The sequence below is a fragment of the Sphingobacterium sp. UBA7631 genome (assembly GCF_002483935.1).
Classification (GTDB): Bacteria; Bacteroidota; Bacteroidia; order Sphingobacteriales; family Sphingobacteriaceae; genus Sphingobacterium; species Sphingobacterium multivorum.
Map to the genome: position 1 here is coordinate 1 of NZ_DLIX01000005.1, position 26,259 is coordinate 26,259.

Consider the following 26,259-nt stretch of genomic DNA (forward strand, 5'->3'; position numbering starts at 1 on the left):
CACAGTTTACGTTACAGTCTCACTTTTCGAAAACAAAATCGCCTCTTAATCCTCTATCTCTTTCGCTTAAACCACGATATTGAAATACAATATTTTCAATAGCTATTCCTTCAGATTTTAATTTATCTATTCTAAGTGGTAAATAATTTGGTTTTGTTTTATAATACTCGTCACCACAATCATTTTTACATTCGTGTATTATACCAGAGATTTTATTTTTGCTTGGAATTTCTGAAAGATTATACATAGGAAGAGTGTTATCTAAATCAATTTTAAAAGATTGTGTGGAATCGATAATTACAAAACCAGATACATGAGAATCTCTTCCCCCCCAAGCATCATATTTATAAAGTAATTTAGACGACCCCTCTATTTTTTGTACATATAATTCAGCAATATCCCATTCACTAGACATGTCAAAACCACAGCTATTTAAGACGATTGTAAGTATAGATAAAAATAAAAACTTAAATTTCATTTTGTGAGCGGTTTTTCTATTTGCAGTATTCATTAATTCGTTCTTTCGCATATTCTGCTCCGTTGTCCAATGCTTTATTCCAATTTTCGCAAGCTCTCTCTTTGTCTTTTATATTGAAATAAGTGTTGCCTAAATTAAAATATGCCTGTTGTTTTGCTTCCTGCTCCAGTTTGTCAAGTTGCAAAACTGTTTCATAGTCAGCGATTGCACCTTTATAATCTCCATTTTCGTCTTTAAGTCCACCACGATTTATTAAAGCACTCGCAAATTTTGGTGCAATTTCTATTGCTTTGTCGTAGTCTTTAAGTGCCAATTTCCAAGTGTATAGCTCGTTTTTTACGATGGCTCTTGAATAGTAAGCATTTGGGTCTTTGGGGTCAATTTGGATTGTTAAGCTCCAATTAAATATTGCTCCGCTTAAATCTCCATTGTTATAACATGCTAAACCTTTGTCAAAATAATAGTCCGCCTTTGTTGAGTCAATTACTGGAAATTTCTGTTCCTTTGGATCAAAGGGTCCACCGTAAGCATCAAGTTTCGCGTCAAATTCAAAACCTCTTTTATACATATCCAAACCCCAAAAAAGTAAGTTGTCGGCTGTCATTGGAAATTCATTTGTCTCTCCGTTTAGTTCCCACAATTTTCCGTATTTCTTAACTTCTTGAACAGTGTATGGATAGTGTACCTTGATAAATTCTCCAAGCTTTTGTAAGTTCTCACTTTTATCGGAGATAAAAGTAAAGTCCATTTTTGTTAAGCAGTTGTCTTTAAGACCACTCTTTACCATACTATTAAAAACGTCTTCGACAGAAATCATTTCTTTGTCAAATCCGCCAACAAAATTGTCCCAGGTGAAGAATGTCTGTTCCATTTTCTTTTGTCCGTAGGATATTAAGGTTGTTAATAAAAGTAATAGTGTCAATATCTTATTTCTCATTCGTGGTGTCAGTTTTTAAATCGACTAATAAAGCTGTTCGCTTAGCAATCTGATATATCCTTCAATTTTTTTGATTGATATAGTGATCATCTTTATAACTATTAAAATCAACATAAATGCTACTGTTATTAGTTACTATTATGGCATTATACTTTTCAATCGGGCAAGGTTAATACCCGAGCCTAATATACATTATTTATGCTGAATTAATAGGTCTACAGCTATTAACTTTCAAGATTATACAAACTGTAATGCGAAGGTATTGGTTTGAAAGTAGGATTGGTTAGGGGAAACCGTAAGATATTATAGGCTATATGATAAACCCAATAAAAAAATGCGGGGCATCGTATAGATAATTTTTTCGGAACTGACGTATTCTGTCAGTACCGCAGTGCGGTAACTTGTATTTTTTAACACGTTTAGCCCTTGAATATAATAACTGAATGGAGATTTTACTTTCTGGTAACGCAATTCAAAATTTCCATTTATATTAGTAGGATCAGCACTGCTATCACCCAGCCCTGTCTTCAAGAGACTCCAGTCTGTCTTAAATACAAAATTCTTCAGCTGATATTTCCCGGTAATGCTCCATTTATTGAGCGCGACCTTTTGATTATCTGCCAAACTCTTTTGCCAGCTATCTGTTCTTGTCCAGGCTATTTTTACATCAGCCAGCTTTGGTATAAACCACCTTAAGGAAAGGTCCGTCGAAACCGTATTCTGCCGTAGATAAATCTCGCTGTTATCGATACCTTGTGCTAACCTCATATGGATATAGGACAGATATACACCCGGTTCAAACCTACCGTATCTTATGCTATAGCCCCCGATATTGGTGAAATTGAGATCGGGTCGGTCAAACAGCTGCACTGTCTTCAACTGCTCATAGGAAGAAGTCAAAAGGCTGTTCCCTTTGATCTTATCTTTCAAAGTCAATGTACTGTTAAAATGGATTACCCGAAAGTCTGTAAGTCTAAAATTGTTATAGGTAAAAGTAAGTTTATGGAATGTCTGTCCCTCCAGCAGGATATTTCCCCGAGACAAACTATTGTAACCTGTGATCCAATAAGACGGATTAAGGTCCATTGCTGTCGCAAAAGTATAACCTCTTCGGTAATTAAGGCGAAATCCATCCAATGCACTTTTCCCATATTTTAGATCCACCTCCGGTTGTAGAAACCATTGCCCATGACGATTATAGTTTGTTGGAGTCTGGTTGATTAAATATAAGTAATACTGCTTTAAAGAAAATAATATTTTTAACTTATCAAAGTCCAACCGATAGCTCCCACCCAAATAATTGCTGCTGTTTCGATAATATTGTCCGTGATCAAATAACTGTGCCCCGGTTGTATCCTGGGCTCCAACTGACTGCCCATTCTGCCGTAATAATTCATTTTGGGAGTTGACTTCCAGGTGAAGTTGCTGGTTTTGATTGATGACCCAATAGTATTTATAAGACCCATTGAAAAGATGCTTCTTCCGCTCCACAGGTCTCACTATACTATAGTTCGCCATAGAATCAAAACGTATAAAACCACGCAGGAAAAGGCTGTCCGAAGAAAGGGAAAAATTGTCTCTCTCCGAGGTATACTGATGCTGGAAAGCAAATGAGCTGTAACTTCGCAAAGAATGCTTCCAGCTACCTTCCAGGTATTGTTTTAAAACAACAGAATGTCCATCCTGGATTTGTATACTATTGTTGTCTACTCCAAATCTGTCAATGACATTGTTAGTATGTACCTGCTGCTTGGGCATTGTCCAGAATGTACCCAGCTTATAATCCAAGCTAAAATATGGACTTGGCTTAAAATTGCTCGAAATATTGAAAGACGCCTGCCTATTAACCTGCGAAGAACGCATATTGGTTTGTTCTGTATACCGAAGGTCGGGAAAAGAATAATGATTAGTGCCTTCTAACATGGTGCCCAGTCTGTTTTCGGAATATACGCCATAGAGATTTACGTTCAATTTCTTCTTTAGCCCCTTTTGAAAACCGTTGAATGCGGCGAATTTATTGATGTTTTTTATCACATTTCGATTGTCACGATTGTAACCCGTCAGACCATCCTTGGGAACTGAATTTGAAAAATACTGCAACTCGGCGCCCTGCACGCGATCGATATCTTCCTTGGATACCGGTGAAGTACCGATATTATTGATATCCCCAATAAAAGACATAGTTTTTGCCGGTGAGTAATAAAATAGAGCGGCGTGTTCCTTGTAAGATTTTTCGCTTCCCAATGAAGATTCAAGATCTCCAAAGATGAAATTCTTCTTATTCTCTTTCAGTTTGACGTTCATGGCAAGCTGATCATTTACCTGCACGTTTTTCAGCAGGTCGTTTTGGGAAAATCTACTGATCATCTCAACCTTGTCTACTGCATTAGCGGGAATATTCTCGATAGCGAGCTTACTGCCGCCACCAAAAAAGCGTTCATTTTCCACTAAGGTTACATTGACCTGCTTTCCCTGAAAACGCACTTTTCCATCTTCGATAGAAAAGCCAGGCATCTTTTCAATAAGATCCTGTAATTTTCGGTCGGTACTGTCCCTGAAGTAATCGGCAGAAAAACGGATGGTATCTTTGGCAATTTCCACCGCGCGGTATCGGTAGTCAATCTTTACTTCATCAAGTTTCTGGACAGATTTTAATAATTTGTATTTGATTTTCCGTTCTGCTGACTGATTATCTAAGGTATCAACAACTTTCTGATAACCTAACCTGGAGATTGTGAGCTCAATTTTTCCTACGTTCGGAAATTCAAACTGAAAATGGCCCTGCTGATCACTTTTCTGAAATAAGGGAGCACTTCCGGAAGAAGGAATACGCTTGATCACGATACTTGCGTTCTCCAACGGTTTGTCACTCTCGTCAACAACAAGACCTTTAATTAGCAAGCTTTGTTGCGCCGGTAAACTAGGGGGAAGAACAAATAAGAGAATAAATAATAGTATAAATCTAAACTTCACGCGCTATTAGTAGGGAATATTCAAATCTTTGGCTTTTTCATATAATCTAGTACGCCACTCTTCTTTAGTAATAATTTCTTTATTCGGTAATGGTGCAATCTCAGGTTTACTTGCAAAATTCAATTCCTTCAATCCATAAAGAGTTCCACCTTCTTGAAATTCAAAGATCAGTCCTGGAAGATTCCGTGTGTATATAGGACCAAAGGATACCGGAATATCAGGGCAAAACCAAGCTATAACGAGCCTTTTCTTTATCTTAGTAACTCCTTCCTCGATATAGCTTGTTTCCCTATTTCCCGTTGCTTTATAACAGATGAATTCACCTATCTGCTTAGTTTCAGCGCTAATTTTCCAATCAAAATTATTATTTGTTTTTAGCATTAAACCCTTTTTATCAAGCGGGTTTTTCATATCCCGATCAAAATTATAGCAATACGCTGTATCCTGCCATGTAGAATCCCTATATCCTATTAAAGTCTCAGTACTCCTTACATCTGCCTTGGCCAACTTGTCAATTTCTTTACTTTTGACTCTGGTAAATAAGGACCTGCTTGCTGTAAATTCAAGTTTAAAAGTCATCATGGAAGCGATTTTCGGGACAAAAGAATGGGCGCTCAATATCCAAAGCTCCTCTGGCGTGTTAAGTGAACTATCGGCGCTTTTTATTACTGAATAATATGCATAGCCGGAAGTTCCCTGACCTTGGCTTTTTAAAATAAAAAATAATAAAAAAAAAGGAAGTAGAGTTCTGTGTAATCTCATTCTTAAAATTATTAAAATGGCTGGATAAATCCAGCCATATTTATGAAATATAAATTTACCAAATTAATAATGACATTATGTCTGCGGCAATGAAGAGTGTGTACCATCTGCACACTTTTCCATTTCAATCTGCAAAATGTCATCCAATACATCTTGTGGATATGCCCCAACCATCTGACTCCCTCGAATTAGTACTTGTATAACGCAAATTACCCTCGGATCTTGAGCTTCAACCATCGTATTTTCTTGTTTGGTAGAGGTTTCTTCAACCAATACATTTTCATGTTTGATAGGAGCTTCTTCAGCGATGGTTGATGCTTGAGCATGATTAAACCCAAAGATTACGCCACCTAGTAGCATCATCTTTAAAATACTTTTTTTCATAATTTATATTTAATATAATATCGAATATATTTATAAAAATCACATCTATAATATGGTTTTTTGAAATTTACACAAATGTGTAGTAAATAAAAGATTGTCTGAATTAATTAATGTCACCTGAATACTATTATTTACATACAAATAATATATCACTTTATAAATCACCGAATTACAACAATAAAAAAAAGATAATCAACATGAAACGACATAAATTTTACCCTAAAAAAAGGTGTACCCAACAATATATTTGAAGCTATTTTCTTTTACACCATTACCTCTGTTTCCGTAAAAGGAAGTTAATTGATTGATGTAAAACGGAAAAATCTCCTCCATTGGTTTCATTCATAGCATAATCTGTGGGTAAAGAAATAGAATACTTGCTTTCCCCTAATTACCTTTCTTCCAATGATTTTACAAAAGTGGTATCCACCGAATGATCCACAGATTTATGATCATTATTTTGTCCAAAGCTGGTCAATATTAATGTTGTCAGCAAGACAATCATTGTCAATTGTATCTTCATAACTTGGTTGTCTTTGTAAGGATTGGTTATTCTAAATTTTATACTTCATGACCTAGCATATGACTCACTTTTTCTGAAAATTCGCCAATATCTTCATTTAACCCAATAATAGCATCAGCACTAATTGCATGTAAATGCTGCTTGAGCGTTTCTGTAACATGTTTATACATTTCCCGTACCTCCTTTTCATTGCTGGTCGAGCGACCTCCAAGGAAATCTACATAGCTCGCTCCTTACTCGTATTGGTTATCACGACTTTCCCTACTCCGCCAGATTCTGTGGAAGCTGCAAACTGCCTTTCTCAAAGAACTATACCCAACCAAAGGTAAAAATTCACATGGAGGAAGAATTGCTTTATTATAAAATTTTAATTTTCCACATTTCCATATTTTGTCTCGATTTATTACGAATGGTGATATAATTATTGTCATCCCATTTATAGTCTAAATAATAAACTATTTCACCACCGCTAGGCTCGTCTTCTGTTATCAAGTCTCGATTGATTTCACGACTAGCCTTGTCAAATAAAACCCAAAATAACCTAAAACAGTTAATCTCCCATTCGCACCAAAGTCCTAATTTCCATTGACGATTTGGTGAGATTTTGTATTTACTATTTATAAAGAATTTATAATTCAAATCGTTGTCAAGACAATATTTATATGCTTTCAATAATGGTTCAGTATCCCACTTTTCCAATTCAGCAATATTGGTCATTCCGGAATGAATCAAATCAAGCTGTAAAAACTTCTTTTCACATGCACTCATTTCAAAATACTGGTCAAAATTTATTTGCTTATAAACTTCGCGGAAGCCCTGATATGATGTTATTTTATCCACTTCTGAAGGATCATCTCCAACCGAAATCACACATTTCCTGACACCATCAGTATTATATTCACGAAGAAATGACCAATACATTTCCGCAATGCTCCAACATTCTTCATTAAATTCTTTAAAATTTTCACCTTGAACAAATTTCGCTCTCAGACTAATTTCACTTAAATTCATTAGGTCTACTATTTACTTAAAAGTGAGAGATAGTTATTTCCCTATGCATCATGAATCGCATAATTATAGAGTAATTCTGCCAGTTCTTCATTAGAAAGTGATCTGTTTTGACCATTATTTGCCTCTTCAATGGCGTCTAAGAAATAATAAAAATCAAATAAATTATGGTAATTTATTCCATTATCTGAATATTCTATACTACCTCCAGTTTTCTCGATTTCAAAATATCGCAATTCATTATGAATATCCAATGGGATCTCCATAAAAACCTCAATCACTTCGGATTGCTCATGCAATGACTGCAGATGGCAGAATTCTTTGAACGAACCACCATCCCTAAAAAAATCAATTAATTCTAAAAGCTTCATCTAACGCTGCTATTTTATGTTAAATTTAAACAATCTTAAAACACCTGGCAAAGAATTGAAGATAACAAAAACAACTGCAGATTAAATAATGAGCATACTGTAGATTTCGGACATCAGGGCCATGCAATTCCGACGCAAATTGACCACTATAAATAGGAACCATAAAATAAGCAAAAATGGATTTTAAACTTCTCAGCATAATATTTTAATGGTCAAAATTTTCCGAATTGAATGGTCATGAATTTTCGAATTCGGATGGTCTGCAGTATCGAAATCTCCACGTTATCGTACATATAATATCTATTTGGGCCTTTTATCTCGAAAGACTTAAACAACAAAAGCCCAATCTCATAAACCTGGATTGGGCCACTTTTATTTTTCCACAAGCTACCTTTACTATTTCAATTCTGATAAAAATACTTTAACAACAAAATTTCTTATTTCATACCAATTATTATCTGTTAGAAAGTCCTCAACATTCCATCTAAACTGATCCAAATCCTCAATAGCAGACCGTATCTTCATTAATAAAACAACACCATTGCTGGAAATAACATTAGACTGGTGTAATTCTTCAATAAAAGTTTGATTTAAAAATGAATGATAGTCTCCTTCAAGCTCTTCTAAGCTTCTTCGAACTTTTTCTTCATATAAAACACCTGGTTCTTTGAGTGGAACAAGTATCATGTTTAATGTAGATACCAGTAACTCGTATTTTTCAATTATATTTAGACTATTTTCCATAAATTATCCGAGATTTATCATCTTTAGCAGGCCTATATCCCTCTCCTACAACTTTAGTTTTTCCTGAGGAACCACTATTTATTTTATAATATCTTTACCCATTCCCTATAAATTCTCACCTCCATTTGTGACTTTGCCCATTATAATTCAAATAATCAAAGAAGCTTTAGACAAAGGAGGTTACGCGGTCTGTTATGACCTGGCCTCCAAGATATGTCGCAAATTTGTTCATGAATAAATATGTTGAACAATCTGAGAAAAAACTATCTTCCCCATTTCAACGATTTACTTATATTCTGTTACTTTCTCAACAAACACCTGTTAATTTAAAAAAATAAAAAGATCAATTTCTAATGGCTCATGTCGATCTTCAAATACGAGGAAAAATAAGAATTTGCATCAGACCTGATATACTTCCCAAACCACGCCGCCCAATACCAATTTGACAAGAGTGCCATCTTCAACCAGTGTATGTAGCATCTCATGTAATTCAGACTCCTCCAATTTAACTATTCCATATGCTTTATTGGTCAAAATAAATTCACGCATTTTCCATAGGCTGAACTTTATGGAATATGCATTGATAGGCATAAAATCAAATTCACATACTACACCATCTTTCTCTAAACGGCAGCCCGCACCATGAAACTGGTAATTGAATCCACCAATTTGTCCAGAGCGATTTCGACTGCTTTTTTGTTCAAATTCATCAATATTTGGAGAGAACTGATATTTGAAGTCGTTAATGAAAGCAACATAGTCATTCAAAACCTTCCGTATAATTAGATTATTCATGTTGTATTAAGATACAAAATAGATACGTAAATTAGTCGCTTAGTTATATATATTAATACGATGAGAATTTCTTGGATTCGTAAGTTATCATTTATGTTTATTGTATCAATAAGCATCTTATCGCAGTCTGTCGGTCAGTCCCTTGTTTTGGATGACTCAATCGCGGATATTCCTCCTCACATGATTGAAATATTTCCTGAGCCACCTTATGGTACAAACGGATTTAAAAATTGGATTGTTAAAAATTATAAGATACCAACTGCAGCCAAGAAAGCCAAAGTAAACGGCAAACTGATGATCAATTTTACGATTGAGAAAGATGGACGGCTCAGTAATTTTCAGATAACCAAAGATATCGGTTATCAAACAGCTGAAACACTAATTGAATTGATCAAAAAATCCAGTCCTTGGAAACCGGGATACCAAAATGGACGTGCTGTAAAATCCGGCTATACATACCCCCTATCATTCAGTGAAGGTGATTTAAAATTAAAATCTGAGGCAAAAAGACAAAGATGAAAATCCACATCGTTAGCGACCTGCATAGAGAATTTGGATACAATGATTTCGATCTGAATTTAGCAGATGTACTTATATTGGCTGGAGATACGGATCTAGGAGTAAAAGGGATCAGCTGGCTCAAATCACTTTCATTGGATATACCGATCATTTATGTGCTGGGTAATCATGAGTATTACAAAGGAGCCTATCCGAAAACACTATATAAAATCAAGGACGCTGCAAGCAATTCAAATATCCATGTGCTGGAAAATGAATCTTTGGAGATCGACCACGTTTGTTTCCATGGCTGCACACTCTGGACCGATTTTTCCTTAAAGGGCAATCCTGCCGAATATGGATCGTTATGCCAAAGCCGTATGAATGATTATAAGAAGATCAGATTAGGTGACAATTATGCCAAATTAAGAAGTATCGTTACGTTTAGAATCCACCAAACTTCCAGACAATGGCTGACGGAAAGTCTTAGTGTCAGCGAAGCGAAACACAACATCGTAGTGACGCATCATGCTCCGAGCATTCGATCCTTGTCCATGAAGTATTTAGACGATCCGATCAGCGCCGCCTATGTCTCAGATATGGAAGACTTGATAATAAAGCATCAGCCCTCCTACTGGATCCATGGCCATATACATACTCCTGTAAACTATAAAATCGGTAACACCGAAATTATATGCAATCCACACGGCTATATCAATGAACTGTATAATGGATTTAATAAGAACCTCGTCATAGAGATATGAACAAAAAACAACAATGAGAATGGAACAAATCGAAGTCCTATGGCAGGGAAAAGCTATTCAATTTCCATATCGGATATATACATTCATAACGAAAAACGACGTTGAAACGATGAAGGATTTTTTACCATGACACCGTGGTGCTTCCACTCCACCGGTTTGCGCTTTAAGAATAAAAAATACTAGCCATAGACGGATAGTCCAGCCTAATTTTGTAAATTCAACGTATAAGCCATAGTATGAAACAGTTCATAAAACTATTCCACATTTCTGCCCTTACTATCCTAGTTACCGGTTGCAAGGATCCATCTCGCACAAAGACAATGGATTTTGGTCTATTTACGCTTGAAGTTCCCTATAAATGGCAGCAGGTCAAACAAAACGGAATAGACAGTTATGTCGGCGCAATTGCTGTAGACAACAACGATACGCTTTACTTCGATCTGGGCATGTATTCCAATAGTTTGACAGAGCATAACATAGAAGTCATTACCAGACAGATGATGGAGGAAAGTGCAATGGACTCTTCGGACTATATTATTGTAAAAGATATGCCGATACTGGATCTGGATCTCGACGCCGATCTGTACAGAAAACAAAATGTGTCCTGGGATACTATCGATAATAGAAGAGCGAAAATCGTATTTCCGAGAATATCTGGAAAAGGAACCACCGGAGTGTATATCGGCAACCTATGGGGAGACTCTTCAAAAGTCCGATTTAACCTTCATGGTTCAAACCTGAAAGCGCAAACAGAACAGGATCTTCTTAAATCGATAAAGACATTGATATTCCACTAACGTAATATAGATAATGAAGAGAATTAACGCTACACTATTTGTACGTCTCAGTTTTATGGCTTTGACATTTTATGTAGTATTAATAGACGGAGATTGGCTGAGGTATTTTACGGGGAGTTAAAATTTTAACCTGATTATCTTTGGATTTCAAGTTGCAGCACTTATTTATGCAGGGTACCTACAGGCGCAGAGAAATAGAAAGATATTCTCCATATTCTGGCCAGCATTGATTGGACTACTGATGTTAATATTGACTAATTTATTTAAATTAGAGCTAAATATTTAGAAAACTCTATTAAGCAAAATGAAATCAACGGAAGTATATCGAATAATCAATAAAATTATCTTTCCCGAATTAAAAGGTGCAGGGTTTAAAAAGACTAAAAGTGGCATGCTGGGATTTTACAAACAATTAAAAGATCACTATTTAGTTATTTGGTTCCAATGTGCCCAAGGTGGTTTTGATGCTTATGCTGGTTCTAAATTTGTCGTTGAAGTACAGATTAGCAAGAACAATGACATCGGCTCTCCTTCTATTTTCAGGGAAAGAATCCCATTTTTTTTAACAGTGGACGATCTAGCCAGAGTAACTGAGCTCGAAAATAAAGTTAAAGACAAACTGCGTTTGCCACCTAATAACCATTATATTTTTGGCATGGATGAAAATATACAGCTTTGGTACAAGAAAAAGTTTGAGAAAGTTGAAAACATCTACAAAAATTCTAGTGATATCTGGTTTGTATATTTTGACGAAACAGATATCAACAATTGGATTGAATCCTTACAACCTGTCATAAGAAAGGTCATATTTGATTTTGAAAAATCAAATTACTAAATGGAAAGTTTTTAATATCTTATCTAAAAGAATAGTTTTCCAACATGTTAAATGCCAACAGTTCATTTCGGCAGAAAGAAACCATCTACATCGATGGAAAGGACAAAACCAAAGATATCCAGTCCTATTCTTTTGTGAGCGAGAAACGTATTGTGGCATTTAAAAGCAGTAATAAACAATACACCTACAACAAGGATAAAGTTCAGATCATCAAATCTGCTTTTCAGAGCAAAAAAGCGGCTACCACTTTCAACTATCTAAAAGCGATTGCCGATGCTGTAGGGCTTAATTCTGAAGATGGAAAAAACATTCTTGAAGATAGCTTTATAGAATATCATTTATCCCAGAATATGCCATCCTATCCAATTATCTGAATGAAATACAACCCAAAAATTGTGATCTCCTCGCCCCTGTTGAAATCTTTCCTTTTGGATTCAATCCCAGTCAAAAAGAAGCTTTAAATAATGCCTTTGCCAACCTACTCAGTATTATCGAGGGCCCTCCTGGGACCGGTAAAACACAGACGTTTACATGAAGATGTCTCGCTTCTTTAAAAGCTAAGTCAGTATTATTAAAAACGAACAAATTCCCTGGATACATTGGCAAGAATTATAAATAATTTAAATAAAGTACAATCGCCTACCAGATTTGAATCATGGATGGTTATTCATAAAAAACAAAAATATATTAATGGGAGATATTGGATTTAAAGGTGCTCCTAATGAACATAGTGAAGTTGCTCTTGTGTTTGTTCGTTTTTTGTAGATTTGAACCGTATTCAACGTTTTGTTTTAATTTTCCGCTATACAATTGAGGCACCGTTAATTATAATTGGGATTATTAGTGACCTTGGTAATATCACAATCAGATAAAAAATGAGCAACAGTGATACTAAACGACTTTCACGATTGACCGCAATCTTGACCCGCTTACAAACTAAACATTTAATAACAGCTTCTGAACTAGCTGATAGATTTTCAGTGAGTAAAAGAACAATTTATCGTGACATACGCGCATTGGAAGATGCCGGAGTGCCCATTCTTACGGAAGAAGGGAAAGGTTATGCGTTGATGGATGGTTACAAAATACCACCTGTGATGTTTACGGAAAGTGAAGCCAATGCGCTGATAACAGCAGAACAATTGATTCTGAAAAATAAAGATGCTTCGTTTGTAAAAGACTACACTGATGCGGTTAACAAAATAAAAGCGGTTTTAAGAAATAATACAAAAAATAAAGCCAATCTGTTGTCGAGCAGAATTTTATCCGGACAAAATACTGAAAGAGTCCGTACAAGTAACAATTTATCAATTCTGCAGTTAGCTTTGACAAACTATAATTTGGTGAAGATTAAATATTATTCTCCCGAAAATCATCAAACTACAGAAAGAATGGTGGAACCTTTTGCCATTTACACCACAAAAGAAAATTGGCTGTTAATTGCGCTTTGCAGACTCAGAAACGACTACAGGGCTTTTCGCCTAGATCGTATCGAAAGCTTATCGGTTCAGAATCAAACATTTGTACCGCACAAAATTACTTTCGAAGAATATATTGCCCTAATTGAGAAAAAATGTTTGTGACCCTTGACATAAGGCTGTCTTTAGCCTGATCTATTTTTGCATCAGTATAAATTTAAAACTGAAAAAAATATGATTCTACTCAACACTGGTCCAGCAAAAGCTATGGAATTTACGAGTTTTAGAAAAAGAGAAAATATCACCGATGATGAGCTTTTGTTTGCTGTGTTAAAATTTGAAACGGTCTTGGCTCAACAAGAAGATATCCTTTTTCATTGCCTGGTCAGGAATTATGAAAATGAATATGCAAATGTTCTTTTTGCGGATTCTATCGAAGCTTTAAAAGATTTGGGTAAAAATCTAGCTCATCAACCGGAAGTTCAACGTTTTTTCGAAATGGTTGATAGGAGAACCGTAAAAATCGAATATCACGACATACAAAAAGACAATTTTGAGATTCCGACGCATTTTTCCTGCATCGAGAAAGGAACATTTTCTTTGAATGATATTAATAATTCAGATAAATTATCGTCAGTTTCCGAGAATATTGAAAATGAATATTTAAGTGCTTTTGAAAATACTCAAGCGCATTTTATCGGAAAATTAGTTGAAAACAAATTTTCAGAAGTAACCTTTGGTAAAACTCTCGCAAAAACAAAGCAGACCTGTTTCGGTTATTTTGAGAATCTTTATGGTCTGGAATTATTAAATCTTGCTGATAAAGAAAATATGGAATTAAATTTTTGGCACTTAATTGCATAAAGAATGACAAAACAAATTCCACTTGTTGACAAGTTATATCTTCTTGAAAAATTTCAGGGAAAAGGGGGATGGACCTTTGCCAGAATACCTGAAGTCGCTCCAAACAACAACTCCCCTTTTGGCTTGGTAAGAGTTAACGGAACGATTGACGGTTGCAAAATCCGAAACTATAATCTGCAATCAATGGGAAATGGTCTTCTTTTTCTTCCAATAAAATCTGAAATCCGTAAAAAAATCAAAAAACAGGAAGGCGATTATGTTCACATAATATTGTATGAAGACGTGAATCCAATTGAAATCCCAGAGGAATTAATTCTTTGTCTAAAAGAAGTTGAAGGTGTTTATGAAGCATTTTTAGCGTATTCTGAAAGAAAAAAAATTACGATTCTCAACTGTATCTATTCGGCAAAAACAGACCAGACGAGAGTGAACCGAATTGCAAAAACAATTGATGAAATTGTTAACAAAATTAAATAGCGTAAAAATGGAAAATATAACGATTCAAAAATTTTATATCGCAGGAATTTCTGTGAGAACGACTAATCAAAATGGTCAAGCTTCAGAAGACATCGAAGCACTTTGGGAAAGATTCTGGACTGAAGATATTCAGAATAAAATCCCCAATAAAACCAGTGACGAAATATACGCCGTTTACACGAACTATGAATCTGATTTCAAAGGCTTTTACACAACGATTATAGGAATGTCCGTTGATTCATTAGAGAATTGTCCCGAAGGTTTTGTAGGAATAATTATTGAAGCGGACAACTACGAAAAATTTGTTTCTAAGGGCAAAATGCCTCAAGCGGTTGTAGAAACCTGGTTAGAAATATGGGCAGACCAAGACTTGAATTCAAGACGTGCTTACAAAGCTGATTTTACAATCCACGGAAAGAAATATTACGACGGAGATAACGCTGAGGTAGAAACTTATCTGTCAATCAAATAATTGCGTAAAACAAGCTATTACTATTTATTTCGGATAAAGGCCAAAAAGTGATTGAATACAAAGTTTTAAGATTGGCTTGATCTGGAAACTTTGGATACATTGCCAAGAATTATAAATAATTTAAGTAAAGTACAATCACCTACCGGATTTGAATCATGGATGGTTATTCATAAAAACACAAATATATTAATGGGACATCTTTTCTTTGTTACATTGATCATACTACTTTTCACAGTGACAAAAAAGGACATTTATTCATTAAACTTGTAAAAATAATTTCAATCAATTAAGTAAAAGTACATGGATGATCAATTATATGAATTGAAAGTAAACGACAAACATAGCTTCATCAAATTTCTTGATTTGTTGCGCCGGGATTTGCTCCATCACCCTGAAACTTGGGAAAACAAAACTTTGCCCGACTTTCTGGAGGCTTTGGCATCATACGCAGAAGACATCCAAGGGTATTATGATAATACAGACGCAAATGTAGATGCTGAAAAAGCTGCGTGGTCAACGTTTGCTGATATTTTCAAAGGAGCGAAAGTTTACGAGTAATAGTAAACGCTCCTTTCACATATTTGTATATTTACCAACGAAGAACATTCGCCTAAATATACTAACGAAAACTACAGAATAATATATGAACATACAGCTAAGTGTCAATAGAGATTTAAACGCAAACGACGTTCTGCAACTATACCAAGCTAATAAATGGAGTGCAGCCGAAAAACCAGAACTACTGATGAAAGCACTCTTGAATTCGCATTCCTTAGTTACGGCATGGGACGGTCCCACATTAGTAGGCCTAGGGAATGCCATTTCCGATGGTTATCTCGTGGTATATTATCCACATCTACTCGTACTACCCTCCTATCAAGGCAGAGGGGTTGGGCGTTTGATTATGGATAAAATGCAAGAGATTTATAGGGGCTTTCATATGCAGATGCTTACTGCTGACGGTAAAGCTATCGACTTTTATAAAAAGAATGGCTTTGAACGGGCAGGTCAAACAGAGCCTATGTGGATCTATAAAGGTAATGATCACTGAGAGAAAGTTAAGGTTATCTCCTACAAAACCCATGATAGATTCAATGGTTAAAAGCTTAGAGCCAGTTCAATGAGCTCCTAAAAATAGATACTTGGTTAGATAGTAAATTAATAATCGAATAGAAAAGATTACCTATCAGAGAGAAATATAAAGGCCGGACTTGCTTCCCCGACCTTTGACACAGTTTACTTTACACTTCCAAAAACTTAGAGTTTTTCGACCTCTTCGACTGAAAGTCCTGTGCCTTTAGCAATATCAGCTATTGGTAATCCCATTTCCTTAAATGCTTTGGCAGTCTCAAGAGCTTTTTTGCGTTCCCCTTCTGCCAGACCTTCTGCTAGGCCTTTAGCGTGACCTAAAGCTTCTCCTGATTTCTTGGCCGAATTAAATACGCTCTCCGCATCACGATTATGTTTTAAACTTGCTTCATATGACATGAGTTCCTCCTCCTTTAATTTACCTATCTCTCCTATCTCAAAGATAAGACCAAATTGATAGCAAATCTAACCTCTCTATATAATCTCAACTTTAATCTCATTTAAAAGGAGTTACACTGATTTCAATCATCAGATTTTCAAAATAAAAATAGAATCCAAATGAATCCCTTATTTTCTTTGGTGCGCTTTGAAATTTCAAACCGCTGTCGTTTATTAATTTCTGATATACCTCGTGAACAGCTTTCTCATCTTTTTGATAAAATCCAATATGGAAATTCGCTGGATACTTAGGTCTACTTTCTTCGTTGTTCAATTGCTGCCCCCAAAGGACCAAAGCAAAATTATTGCTACTTTCAAGCACGGCCATTTTGCCGTTTCTGTTTATTATTAAATTAAAACCCAAATTTTGGGTAAATAAGTCTACGGCTTTATCTACCTCTTTTACGACTAGATTAATGTGATTTAGATGCATTTTATTTTCTGTTATTTAATACAAAATTATGCATCAGGAATCAGGTTCAATTGGATAAATCGGTCATTTTCATTTTTGTTTAAAATAGTTGGCGTTACTCCGGCGTATTTTTTTACTTCACGGATAAAGTGAGATTGGTCGCCATAGTTCAGTTCTGGATAGAAGTTCCCTTCTTTCAGCTGTTTCAATGAATTTGAAAAACGTACAATGTTAACATATGATTTTAGTGTAAGCCCAAACCAATGCTGGAAATAACGGTTAATCTGCCTGCTACTCCAAAATATTTTACCTGCCAGTTCATTTACCGTAATTTCTCCTCTAGATTTACTGATAAACTCAAACAACTTCTGTTTCATTCCATCCATTTGTTTTTTATATTTAGAAGAAATAGTATAACAGGCCTTTTGATAAAAACACTCGAAGTCAATGAGGTCATCTTTTGAAAATCCCCAATAATCATCTGGCAACGTTTTTTTCGTATTTTTTAAATCCGAAAAAGAGTGATTAAAAATATATTCCGCAGCAATTGGATAAAAGCTAATGGCGAACATCCGAGATTTCGGAAATGGTGGCTTTATAACAGCTTCTGTACAGACTCCACAAATAAAAATCTCAAAGGCTCCTTTTTCATCTGTCAGAAGAAATAAGTCTATTTTGCCGTCTGGAACGATAATTCCTTCTTTATTCTCATCAGAATGATTTATTACCATCCAGATACTCTCTACGATGTGTTCAAGTGGTTGCCACGGCTTAAGTGAAATATATTCTAATTGATTATTTTGAAGATTCATCGTTAAGCAGCTCTAAAATTGATATTTACAAATGTATCATTTTAAATAATTCTCTGTTCACTCTTCTTAACATAATCTCATCGCAAAAAGCAGTGGATTGGCCGTCGGCGGTTTGCATCTGCGTAGCTATCTTCACTTGTATTTTAAATGCTCCGACAGAAAAGCCAGTATTTCCGTTACCAATTTTTGATGTATTGATTTTCTGTCCATGGCATTATGGTCTCGATAATAAACAGGTTCTTCATTAATCAATTTAAGCTTCCCTTCATTCAAGAAAATGTAATGCCCCACTTTACCTTGAAGTACGCTGTATTTTGAATTTTCGATTACTTCATGGTATCGTATTGCGTTAGTTTTAAGAGGAGCAATCGAATCGTCAACCGCGCCAATGATCAAAACTGGAGATGTATTGGTTTGCTTCACTTTGGGAAGGCCGAGCCCAAGGGCTGGAGACAAGGCTACACTGGCTTTAACGCGACTATCTCTTAAATTTAGCGGCACCTGTTCGCAAGATATTTTTTGCATTAATTCCTGGAGGTCACCTAATTCAGGAACAACAAATTGTTTTCGATTTTCGGCTAACGATGCGTTTTTCTTGAGCGTATCGCAATCTAATTTGACCCCGGCAAGCGCCAAAGTAGTATATCCCCCCAATGAAAATCCTATACCGGCAATCCTACTGCTGTCTATGTAGCTATTAAACCGTGTGTCGTCAAGTAATGATGAAATCAGGAAATGAATATCTAGCGGTCTATCCCAATAACGTACAAAGTTTTCAGGGATTTTATTATCCAGCGTGTTGCCCCAATGATCTGGAGCAACAACAAAATATCCATTTTTCGCCAATTCAATCGCCAGCCAGGATAAGCTAAATCTGTTGCCTCCAGTGCCATGAGACAACACGATCAATGGATGTTTATTTTGTATAAATTCCGCATTTTTTGCTGTAGGTGGTAAAACAAATGGCCGTTCTGTATCCTTAACATTGCTGTCCTCGGTCGGATACCAGAGCTGCGCACTTAAAGGACGCCCTCGTATATAATCAGAATAGGCAATTTTCCGTTCGCCAACGTTGTTGACCGGTGTATAATAAATCATTAAAAACAGACTTAACAAAATAAGACTAAATGGGATATTCATATTTGATACCAATAAACTTAGGTTATTATCAATGAGAATAGAGACCAAGCCTCCTATCAACAGACAAATTTACGATCAGTACCGTTATTAGATCAATGGTTATCTTTAACCATAAAATCAGTTTTCTCTCCATTATCCTATTTTAGATAGCAGCTCAGACATAGACTAAGCTGCTAGTTGATACTGGCTAAAAAATTGATCCAACCCTTCTTGAGTAAGCTTCAATCCAAAGCGCCTAAGATTAACAGAAAAAATGTTTTTTTTAAAAGCATGGAAGAGTGGTCACATTGATTTTCTGATCACGAAAAGTACTCGCATACATTTCGTGATAACCTAAATTAATTATCGTTAATATTTTTCATTTCAAAAATTTGATATTGATCATTTTACATTCTTCTCCTTCTTGGTGATTTGTCATCCGATTGATCAGAAAAATGATTTTCTTTCTCCTTTGGGGCACGTAATCCGCCAAACTGCCAGCTGACCGTCAACGTAGCGGCCCTATTATAAAATCTGTTGATCACTACTTATAGCGGCTATTAGGTAAAAAAGCTTTATCTAACATAATTTTACCTATTAAAATTGATAATATTTATTATATTTATTTAATAGACCATTAAATTTTTGATGACCAATTTATCCTTAATTCCTGCAATGACGTATTGTCAAAACACTATTCTCTTTTATTGCTCTATGTTGTGATATTGAACAGTATTTCCTATCCTTAATGAAAGAACCACTATAATGGCAGATTATGAAATGGGATATAAAGGAAAGAAATGTACGCAGCCAATTCAATCATAATAGTAGAATACTTGCACTATTTATAAAGAAAAATATTTCAACTATGAAAAAATCAGTAATAATTGCTTTAATGCCAATATTGTTTCACGGTATCATTTACAGCCAAGAGACAAATAATCAATCCGTAGGTTTAGTTAACAGGGGCGACCTATAGTTTCTATTTTTCCGTGTAGTAATTCCAGATAGCTTTTGTTATGTCGGCAATAATTTTTTCAGTGACCTCTCGTTCTTCGGTGATATCTTTTAAGTAAACAGAAAGAACGACGTGATTTCCATTGGGAAGTTTAAAAATGCCTACATCGTTCATCGCTGCTCTTAAACCATGCTCATTTCTATCTGAAATTCCAGTTCTGTGTGCTAATTCTGTTCCTTTGGGAAGCCCTGCTTTCATCCAGGTAAGGCCTCTCGAGCATTCAACCATGAGTTGATAGAGGTATTTTGTGGTGTTCTTTTTAAGAACCTGCCCTGCATAAAATTTCTCCAATAATTCGGTGGACGCTAATGGCGTTGTTGTGTTAACATAAAGATTCTCCCAAGTTCGCATTTCTTGTTCATTGACTTTTATGGTAAAATCCTTTATTCCTTGTTTATGGATAAACTTTTGGACGGTCTCTGGACCTCCAATCAGGTCTAGAAGAATATCACAGCCATTGTTATCGCTGTGCGAAACAGTATATTGTAATAGTTGGTCCAAAGTTAAATCCATATTTCCGTTCGGAAATTCTTCCCGAATTGGGCTCCAGGTATCTGCATGCAGATCTTCTTTTTTAATGAAAAATTTCTGTGATAAAGAAAGTTTACCCTGATCAACCAAGTTCAAGGTCGCCAAAGCAATATGAAATTTAAACACGCTCATTAATGGTGCATTTAAATGTCCATTAATGCTTAATGTGTCTTTGGTTCCAATTCCCTTCATTGAAATACCGACTGTTGCATTCTTTGTTGCAATGATTTGATGAAGTTCTTTGCGGAGGCTATTACTTTGCTGTGCAAAAGACTGAATTGAAAACAAGAAAATACAGAAAAATAATGAAAGTTTTTTCATGAAGAAATTTAGTTTAAAAGGTTACTTTCTTTCACAATCTTTCTCACTTCCTGCACAAAATAGTAAGCGATATCAAAGTTTTCATTGCCTGTATTTTCCATTACAACTACGCTGGTTTTAGTTTTCGGATAATATAAATTAACGGCCGTAAAACCTTCACTCGGATGGAAACCTGTATGCCCAATTTCGTAAATATCCGCTTTATCATTTATGCGCAAGCCATAACCATATCCAATTGGCTTTTCGCTAAAAACCTGATGTTGGTTGGTAATTACATAATGGGTCATCATGTTATAAGTCGCAGGTTTTAGCACTTTTCCGCTATGTAGACATTCGTTCCATTTTGCCAGATCGGGTGCAGTAACTATCAGATGACTTCCGAAATAATTTGTACTATCGAAATCTGACTTTACATTTAATCGAAAAGTTCCGTCTTTTTTTATGGTGTGTCCTTTTACCAAAAGCTGGCTATTTTTTTTATTGGGATAATAACTATTAGCCATTTTACATTTTTTGAATAAGGCTGTAATTAAAGTTTCAAAACTTTTACCACTTTGTTTTTCCAAAACCAATCCTGCAACATAATACCCAACGTTTGAATAGCTAAAAGCCGTGCCTGGCTTAAATTTCAAGGGTTTGTCCATGCTTTCGCTGTACAACCCCGATGTATTGTTCAGCAAGTGATGAACCGTAACGGTATCTGCCCAGGAATATTTAAAATCAGGCAAATACTTTCGGATTGGGGCTTGCAAATCAATTGTTCCTTTTTCGACTTCCTGTAAAATCAGGGCAGCTGTAAATTGTTTAGCTATGGACATTGTCGAAAATTTATCATCGATTTTCAACGGCGTCTGTTTGTTAAAGTCAGCAAATCCATGCGCTTTTGCATATTTCGTTTTTCCGTTTTGTTGAATGTGAACAGCACCATTAAATGCTCTCGGATTTGTAGCGTTTAGTAAACTATCTATCCTTGTCGGGTAATCATCTTTTTGCTGTGCCGAAGAAGTACAACTTGTCAAAAGAAATCCCAACGCAAGAAATGTTAATTTGAAAATTTGTGTCATTGTATTGATGTTCTGAACTAGTCCTCTTAATTTTTACGGTTATTGGGCTTAGGAATTTAGGTTTGATGCAGATTTTGTATCCGTAAAACCAACTCAAGCGCTACCACCAAATAAAGAAACAAATAAAAAATGGAATACCTGAGCAAAATTAAATTAACATAAAACTTAATGTCAATTTCTTATCTTTTGGAAATACTCCGACGGGGACACTCCTTTTACAACTCGCGCTCCACGTATTCAATCTGGTAACCGATGCGTGCATGTTGCAGGTAGTGGTAAAATCCGTACCAGTATACTTTTTCAGTATATAGGACATGTAGCGTTCATTGGTGCCGATCAGTGCTGCCAGGTCGGATAGGTTGTGCCCTTTCTTCGACTAAGCACTTCTGTTATTAGATTTATCCATTGCATAATAAAAGGAAAAAACAACAGTAGTCGCTGTAATTAATCCTATTGTGATATATCTCGCAATTCCAGGATTTGGATCTAAGAAATAAAGTACGAATTATCAAACCATTCCGCCGTCAATAAAGCGCGCTCACCCTTTCATGAAGCTATGCACAATAAACAGCAAAAAAACCAATCTCACAAACCCGATTGGGCCACTTTGATTTTCCCACAATCTACCTCGACTATTTCAATTCCGATAAAAATACATTAACAACAAAATTTCTTATTTCATGCCAATTATTATCAGTTAGAAAGTCCTCAACATTCCATTTAAAATGATCCAAATGCTCAATTGCGGACCGTATATTCATCAATAAAACAACACCATCTTTGGAAACAACATTAGACTGGTGTAAATCTTCAATAAAAGTTTGATTCAAAAATGAATAATAGTCTCCTTCAAGCTCTTCTAAATTTTTTCGAACTTTTTCTTCATATAAAACACCCGGTTCTTTGAGTGGAACAAGTATCATGTTTAATGTAGAAACCAGTAACTCGTATTTTTCAATTATACTTAGACTATTTTCCATAAGTTATTCCAGATTTATCATCTTTAGCAGGACTATATCCCTTTCCTACAGCTGTAATTTTTCCTGAAGAACCACTAAGATACCAACGGCAGCCAAGAAAGCAAAACTAAACGGCAAACATTTATGCGACCAGCCGTTTGAAACTTACCAATGACCATTTAATTCCCGAATAGATGAACCGTAAAGACAAGTAAATTGAACCGTAGAAGAAAGCAAAATGGTAATTAAATCAAGACCTTTGTATAATAAAATTAAATTCGTCAAATGTCAGAAATCACCAAAATTCAATTGGGTCAAAACGGCCCCACGGTTTCAAAGCTTGGTCTGGGATGTATGCGGATGTCATCAATATGGGGTGGCCCAACTCCCGACGAAACCGAATGTATTGCAACAATCCATCAAGCTTTGGACAGCGGGATAAACTTCCTGAATACGGGAGATTTTTATGGTGCAGGCCACAACGAAATGCTTATTGGCAAAGCAATTAAGGGTAGACGGGATGATGCCTTCATCAGTGTCAAATTCGGTGCTATTTTTCACAACGGCCAATGGATTGGCTTGGATCTCCGTCCTGTAGCGATCAAGAATTTTATCAACTATTCGTTGACCCGTCTGGGCATTGAAACTATCGACTTATATCAACCCTGTAGAATGGATAGCAGTGTGCCAATAGAAGACATCATTGGAACGATTGCAGACCTCGTAGCTGAAGGAAAAGTACACCATATAGGCGTATCGGAAATAACCGCCCATCAGCTCCGTAAAGCCAATAGCGTTTATCCCATCAGTGCACTGGAAATCGGTTATTCTTTGGCTGACCGTCAGATCGAAAATGAGCTGTTGCCTGCAGCTAAAGAATTAGGGATTGGTGTCGTGGCATTTGCCAATACGGCCGAAGGACTCTTAACAGGTGACCTGCAACCTCCAATTCCTGCGGATGACCATCGAAATCACTTTTCCCGTTTTCAGGGTAATAACTTAATCCATATTCTTGAAAAAGTAGAAGTATTAAAAGAAATTGCTTTACGTAAGAATGTCAGCCCTACACAACTTGCGATTGCGTGGGTAAAAGAACAAGGCGACAATATCATGCCATTGGTGAGTATGAGCCGCAGATCAAGACTACCCGAAAATATCACTGCGATGGAAATTGTATTTACGCCAGAGGAGATGAATATTTTAAACACTACATTTGCAATAGGTGCTATCAAAGGCGGTACTTACTTACAAAGATAAATGGAAAGTCCAGCAGAAATACTTCCCGGCGTGATATTCTATTCTTACCTTTCTTCTCTAAAGAAAGAGAAAGCATGCGTCTGGAACCATCATACCCTGGTATTACAGGTTTCGGGCCAAATGGTTCTCGAAACCGCTGAGCAGCATGTAAATATATCTGCCGGGGAAGTATTGCTAATTCACAAGAATCAGCTTGGAACCTTGACTAAAACTCCCGGGCCAAATGGCCACTATGAAACTATCGTAATATCACTGCAAGAAGATCTGATGCGCCAGATAGCACTAGAGGAAAAGATGGAAGCTCAGGGTAAATACACCGGACTTCCGAATATATGCCTTCCCAATAATGCGTTTATCAAAGGTTATTTCCAGTCGGTCATTCCCTACGCGCGAAGCGCTGGTCATGAAATGACTGACGAGATGGGCCTTTTAAAGGTGAAAGAGGGAATCAAGTTAATACTGATAGCTATCCCGGCACTGCGTAACTTTTTGTTTGACTTCTCAGCATCTTATAAGATGGATCTAGAAAAATTTATGCTGAGCAATTTTCATTTCAATGTCCCTATTGAAAAGTTTGCACAACTCACAGGGAGGAGCCTTTCAGGATATAAAAGAGATTTTCAGAAAACCTTCGGTATGCCGCCACGTAAGTGGTTACAGGATAAAAGGCTGAATGAAGCATGGCATTTAATTAAAAGAAAAAACAAAAAACCATCAGCTATCTATCTCGATCTTGGTTTCGAGAACCTGTCCCATTTTTCTTCCGCCTTTAAGAAGAAATTTGGCGAAGCGCCGACTTTAGGTGAATAGGATTCCCACCCTTTTAATTGAATTTTTAACTCTTAAAAACCTACCACCTATTGCCCATATTTTGTCATCTATTCCATTGATCGACCAATTAAGAAAGTATCAGCTTGGAAAGGTTACTTTTAAGCTCTTAGATGGTTTGAACTACCTTATATCAGAAGCTATTTAACAAACATTCCGGAAAGCAACATATGCTCGTTAAAATTCAGCGTTACTGTATAAGGTACTGTTTTGATTTCGATATAATTAGCAAAATCCACCGGATGATAAGTTATTTTGAGCTTATCTAACAGCTTTAGCACTTCTTTAAATTGTAAGCCTGGTTTTAAGTTATTTTCAAATGAGATGTTAACCTTTCCAAAGTCGTTGATGGCGTAACCATTGATCGTGTTTTCCTTTTGGTTCTCCGGATCATTTTTGCTGACAGCAAAATAAAGGTTGAAATCATGATAGGTATCCTGATAATAGATCTCATTGGTTTTTCCGGTAGCGCCATCAAACTCTGTTATCCGTTCAAAACGATTATTTATAGGAGATTTCGTAAAATCCTCTTCAGTTGTTTTGCCAACAATGAAATTGTTTATATTCCAGTTATTATCAATTTTCAGCGTGGGTTTGTCTTTAACATCTTCTGGTCTGGTCGCATTTTTTAGCAGGTCCGCCATATATTCTTCATTGTTGCATCCGCCAAAATCAATTAAACCATTCATGATATCCCAATAACACGTTTTAGACAGGTTTGTATTGTTCAGCATGATTAACCTATTATAGTCTGGCGCGTATAAAATAAACTTGTTTTGGGGCTTTAAATTCCAGTATAAACCATGGTCGGTATTTGGATTTTTTGTTCCTTTACCATATTTTGCCTCTAGTTTCTTTAAGATACTCGCCTTTAACTCTTGCGTCTTGAGCTCAATTCTTACGCCATATATTTTACCATCAGCATCGTATCTTTTTAAAGTTTCGTCTAACTCAATGGCGGTTTTGGCTTGTTTGAGATCAATGTGTCCACCGCCAAGACGTGTAATACTATCTGTTTTTAATGTTTCAGAGTTGATTTGAAATATAATCCGCTGCCCTGCTAAATCAATTCCATCGAAACGATACCTTTGTGATTTTTCAACCTCGAGCAACAGACTGAAGGGATACTCGATAGTCTCAACGCCAACCAATAATCGATCCTCAAATTTACTGATGTGTTCAATCGGCTCATTTAAGTTCAAGTTTGCTAAATCTATTTTTTCCTGACTTCTGCAACACATAACAAGGGGTAAAACAGCTAGTAATGATAATTTCTTCATGATTCTTATTCTTTTTTATAACAGGCAAAAC

General features: G+C 35.9%; 31 protein-coding genes and 1 pseudogene. 13 read left to right on the top strand and 19 right to left on the bottom strand.

All coding sequences use genetic code 11. The features are described 5' to 3' along the window. Positions 1–19 precede the first annotated feature (19 nt). The 11 genes and pseudogenes from B3P16_RS08370 to B3P16_RS08415 all read right to left on the bottom strand — a co-directional run bounded on the left by B3P16_RS08370 (position 20) and on the right by B3P16_RS08415 (position 8,975). A complete protein-coding gene (locus tag B3P16_RS08370) occupies positions 20–478 on the bottom strand; it encodes a hypothetical protein (protein ID WP_286754000.1) in 459 nt (152 codons plus the stop codon). A gap of 16 nt (positions 479–494) precedes the next feature. Next, positions 495–1,415 carry a tetratricopeptide repeat protein gene (locus B3P16_RS08375; protein WP_286753999.1) on the bottom strand — a complete coding sequence of 307 codons (921 nt, stop codon included), beginning with the start codon at positions 1,413–1,415 and terminating at the stop codon, positions 495–497. A 303-nt stretch (positions 1,416–1,718) separates the two neighbouring features. Then, the gene (locus B3P16_RS08380) at positions 1,719–4,388 is read right to left on the bottom strand and encodes a carboxypeptidase-like regulatory domain-containing protein (protein ID WP_286753998.1); all 2,670 of its coding nucleotides are present in this window, start codon (positions 4,386–4,388) and stop codon (positions 1,719–1,721) included. Between the two features lie 6 nt (positions 4,389–4,394). Then, the gene (locus tag B3P16_RS08385; protein WP_075993086.1) at positions 4,395–5,150 is read right to left on the bottom strand and encodes a GLPGLI family protein; all 756 of its coding nucleotides are present in this window, start codon (positions 5,148–5,150) and stop codon (positions 4,395–4,397) included. A 75-nt stretch (positions 5,151–5,225) separates the two neighbouring features. Next, positions 5,226–5,534 carry a hypothetical protein gene (locus B3P16_RS08390; RefSeq protein ID WP_286753997.1) on the bottom strand — a complete coding sequence of 103 codons (309 nt, stop codon included), beginning with the start codon at positions 5,532–5,534 and terminating at the stop codon, positions 5,226–5,228. A gap of 391 nt (positions 5,535–5,925) precedes the next feature. Next, a complete protein-coding gene (locus B3P16_RS08395) occupies positions 5,926–6,057 on the bottom strand; it encodes a hypothetical protein (RefSeq protein ID WP_286753996.1) in 132 nt (43 codons plus the stop codon). 38 nt (positions 6,058–6,095) lie between these two features. After that, positions 6,096–6,269: pseudogene (locus tag B3P16_RS24325) on the bottom strand (hypothetical protein); the annotation flags it as partial. 145 nt (positions 6,270–6,414) lie between these two features. Then, entirely contained in the window at positions 6,415–7,068 is a 654-nt protein-coding gene (locus B3P16_RS08400) for a hypothetical protein (protein WP_286753995.1), read from the bottom strand. 41 nt (positions 7,069–7,109) lie between these two features. Next, the gene (locus tag B3P16_RS08405; protein ID WP_286753994.1) at positions 7,110–7,436 is read right to left on the bottom strand and encodes a hypothetical protein; all 327 of its coding nucleotides are present in this window, start codon (positions 7,434–7,436) and stop codon (positions 7,110–7,112) included. A gap of 396 nt (positions 7,437–7,832) precedes the next feature. Further along, positions 7,833–8,180, bottom strand: coding sequence for a hypothetical protein (locus B3P16_RS08410; protein ID WP_286753993.1), 348 nt, complete (start codon positions 8,178–8,180; stop codon positions 7,833–7,835). 399 nt (positions 8,181–8,579) lie between these two features. Continuing rightward, complete coding sequence (locus B3P16_RS08415; protein ID WP_286753992.1) at positions 8,580–8,975, bottom strand: DUF6896 domain-containing protein; 396 nt, start codon at positions 8,973–8,975, stop codon at positions 8,580–8,582. Between the two features lie 93 nt (positions 8,976–9,068). Between B3P16_RS08415 and B3P16_RS08420 the strand changes: the two genes are divergently transcribed. The 11 genes from B3P16_RS08420 to B3P16_RS08470 all read left to right on the top strand — a co-directional run bounded on the left by B3P16_RS08420 (position 9,069) and on the right by B3P16_RS08470 (position 16,151). Beyond that, positions 9,069–9,494, top strand: coding sequence for an energy transducer TonB (locus B3P16_RS08420; RefSeq protein ID WP_286769837.1), 426 nt, complete (start codon positions 9,069–9,071; stop codon positions 9,492–9,494). Further along, complete coding sequence (locus B3P16_RS08425; RefSeq protein WP_286753990.1) at positions 9,491–10,237, top strand: metallophosphoesterase; 747 nt, start codon at positions 9,491–9,493, stop codon at positions 10,235–10,237. The genes B3P16_RS08420 and B3P16_RS08425 overlap by 4 nt, the downstream gene beginning before the upstream one ends. Before the next feature lie 236 nt (positions 10,238–10,473). Further along, positions 10,474–11,034, top strand: a complete 561-nt coding sequence (locus B3P16_RS08430; protein WP_286842395.1) for a hypothetical protein — start codon at positions 10,474–10,476, stop codon at positions 11,032–11,034. Positions 11,035–11,338: 304 nt separating this feature from the next. Then, positions 11,339–11,869 carry a hypothetical protein gene (locus B3P16_RS08435; protein ID WP_286753988.1) on the top strand — a complete coding sequence of 177 codons (531 nt, stop codon included), beginning with the start codon at positions 11,339–11,341 and terminating at the stop codon, positions 11,867–11,869. Between the two features lie 44 nt (positions 11,870–11,913). After that, the gene (locus tag B3P16_RS08440; protein ID WP_286753987.1) at positions 11,914–12,243 is read left to right on the top strand and encodes a hypothetical protein; all 330 of its coding nucleotides are present in this window, start codon (positions 11,914–11,916) and stop codon (positions 12,241–12,243) included. Positions 12,244–12,744: 501 nt separating this feature from the next. Next, on the top strand, positions 12,745–13,452 hold the full coding sequence (locus B3P16_RS08445) for a helix-turn-helix transcriptional regulator (protein WP_286753986.1): 708 nt from the start codon (positions 12,745–12,747) through the stop codon (positions 13,450–13,452). A gap of 69 nt (positions 13,453–13,521) precedes the next feature. Continuing rightward, positions 13,522–14,151, top strand: a complete 630-nt coding sequence (locus tag B3P16_RS08450) for a hypothetical protein (protein WP_286753985.1) — start codon at positions 13,522–13,524, stop codon at positions 14,149–14,151. A gap of 3 nt (positions 14,152–14,154) precedes the next feature. Next, entirely contained in the window at positions 14,155–14,628 is a 474-nt protein-coding gene (locus tag B3P16_RS08455) for a YdeI/OmpD-associated family protein (RefSeq protein WP_286753984.1), read from the top strand. Between the two features lie 7 nt (positions 14,629–14,635). Further along, positions 14,636–15,100: a GyrI-like domain-containing protein gene (locus B3P16_RS08460; protein WP_286753983.1), complete on the top strand. Its 465-nt coding sequence runs from the start codon at positions 14,636–14,638 to the stop codon at positions 15,098–15,100. Between the two features lie 300 nt (positions 15,101–15,400). Beyond that, on the top strand, positions 15,401–15,658 hold the full coding sequence (locus B3P16_RS08465) for a DUF7660 family protein (protein WP_286753982.1): 258 nt from the start codon (positions 15,401–15,403) through the stop codon (positions 15,656–15,658). 85 nt (positions 15,659–15,743) lie between these two features. After that, positions 15,744–16,151 (top strand): GNAT family N-acetyltransferase, encoded by a 408-nt coding sequence (locus B3P16_RS08470; RefSeq protein ID WP_286753981.1) that lies wholly within the window; start codon positions 15,744–15,746, stop codon positions 16,149–16,151. Between the two features lie 206 nt (positions 16,152–16,357). On the opposite strand, the gene B3P16_RS08475 is transcribed toward B3P16_RS08470, so the two are convergent. The 7 genes from B3P16_RS08475 to B3P16_RS08505 all read right to left on the bottom strand — a co-directional run bounded on the left by B3P16_RS08475 (position 16,358) and on the right by B3P16_RS08505 (position 22,884). Then, complete coding sequence (locus tag B3P16_RS08475; protein WP_286753980.1) at positions 16,358–16,588, bottom strand: hypothetical protein; 231 nt, start codon at positions 16,586–16,588, stop codon at positions 16,358–16,360. 97 nt (positions 16,589–16,685) lie between these two features. Further along, the gene (locus B3P16_RS08480) at positions 16,686–17,060 is read right to left on the bottom strand and encodes a VOC family protein (RefSeq protein ID WP_286753979.1); all 375 of its coding nucleotides are present in this window, start codon (positions 17,058–17,060) and stop codon (positions 16,686–16,688) included. Positions 17,061–17,086: 26 nt separating this feature from the next. Beyond that, on the bottom strand, positions 17,087–17,851 hold the full coding sequence (locus B3P16_RS08485; RefSeq protein WP_286753978.1) for a helix-turn-helix domain-containing protein: 765 nt from the start codon (positions 17,849–17,851) through the stop codon (positions 17,087–17,089). A gap of 132 nt (positions 17,852–17,983) precedes the next feature. Further along, complete coding sequence (locus tag B3P16_RS08490; RefSeq protein WP_286842399.1) at positions 17,984–18,991, bottom strand: alpha/beta hydrolase family protein; 1,008 nt, start codon at positions 18,989–18,991, stop codon at positions 17,984–17,986. Between the two features lie 961 nt (positions 18,992–19,952). Beyond that, entirely contained in the window at positions 19,953–20,840 is an 888-nt protein-coding gene (gene bla, locus B3P16_RS08495) for a class A beta-lactamase, subclass A2 (RefSeq protein ID WP_286753976.1), read from the bottom strand. Between the two features lie 8 nt (positions 20,841–20,848). Next, complete coding sequence (locus tag B3P16_RS08500; protein WP_286842401.1) at positions 20,849–21,904, bottom strand: serine hydrolase domain-containing protein; 1,056 nt, start codon at positions 21,902–21,904, stop codon at positions 20,849–20,851. A 632-nt stretch (positions 21,905–22,536) separates the two neighbouring features. After that, positions 22,537–22,884, bottom strand: coding sequence for a hypothetical protein (locus B3P16_RS08505; RefSeq protein ID WP_286753974.1), 348 nt, complete (start codon positions 22,882–22,884; stop codon positions 22,537–22,539). A 264-nt stretch (positions 22,885–23,148) separates the two neighbouring features. Between B3P16_RS08505 and B3P16_RS08510 the strand changes: the two genes are divergently transcribed. Together B3P16_RS08510 and B3P16_RS08515 are read left to right on the top strand one after the other, a co-directional pair. Next, complete coding sequence (locus B3P16_RS08510; RefSeq protein WP_286842403.1) at positions 23,149–24,120, top strand: aldo/keto reductase; 972 nt, start codon at positions 23,149–23,151, stop codon at positions 24,118–24,120. After that, the gene (locus tag B3P16_RS08515; protein ID WP_286753972.1) at positions 24,121–24,930 is read left to right on the top strand and encodes a helix-turn-helix domain-containing protein; all 810 of its coding nucleotides are present in this window, start codon (positions 24,121–24,123) and stop codon (positions 24,928–24,930) included. 158 nt (positions 24,931–25,088) lie between these two features. Here the strand turns inward: B3P16_RS08515 and B3P16_RS08520 are convergent, their stop codons facing one another. Next, on the bottom strand, positions 25,089–26,228 hold the full coding sequence (locus B3P16_RS08520; protein ID WP_286753971.1) for a hypothetical protein: 1,140 nt from the start codon (positions 26,226–26,228) through the stop codon (positions 25,089–25,091). Between the last annotated feature and the right edge of the window lie 31 nt (positions 26,229–26,259).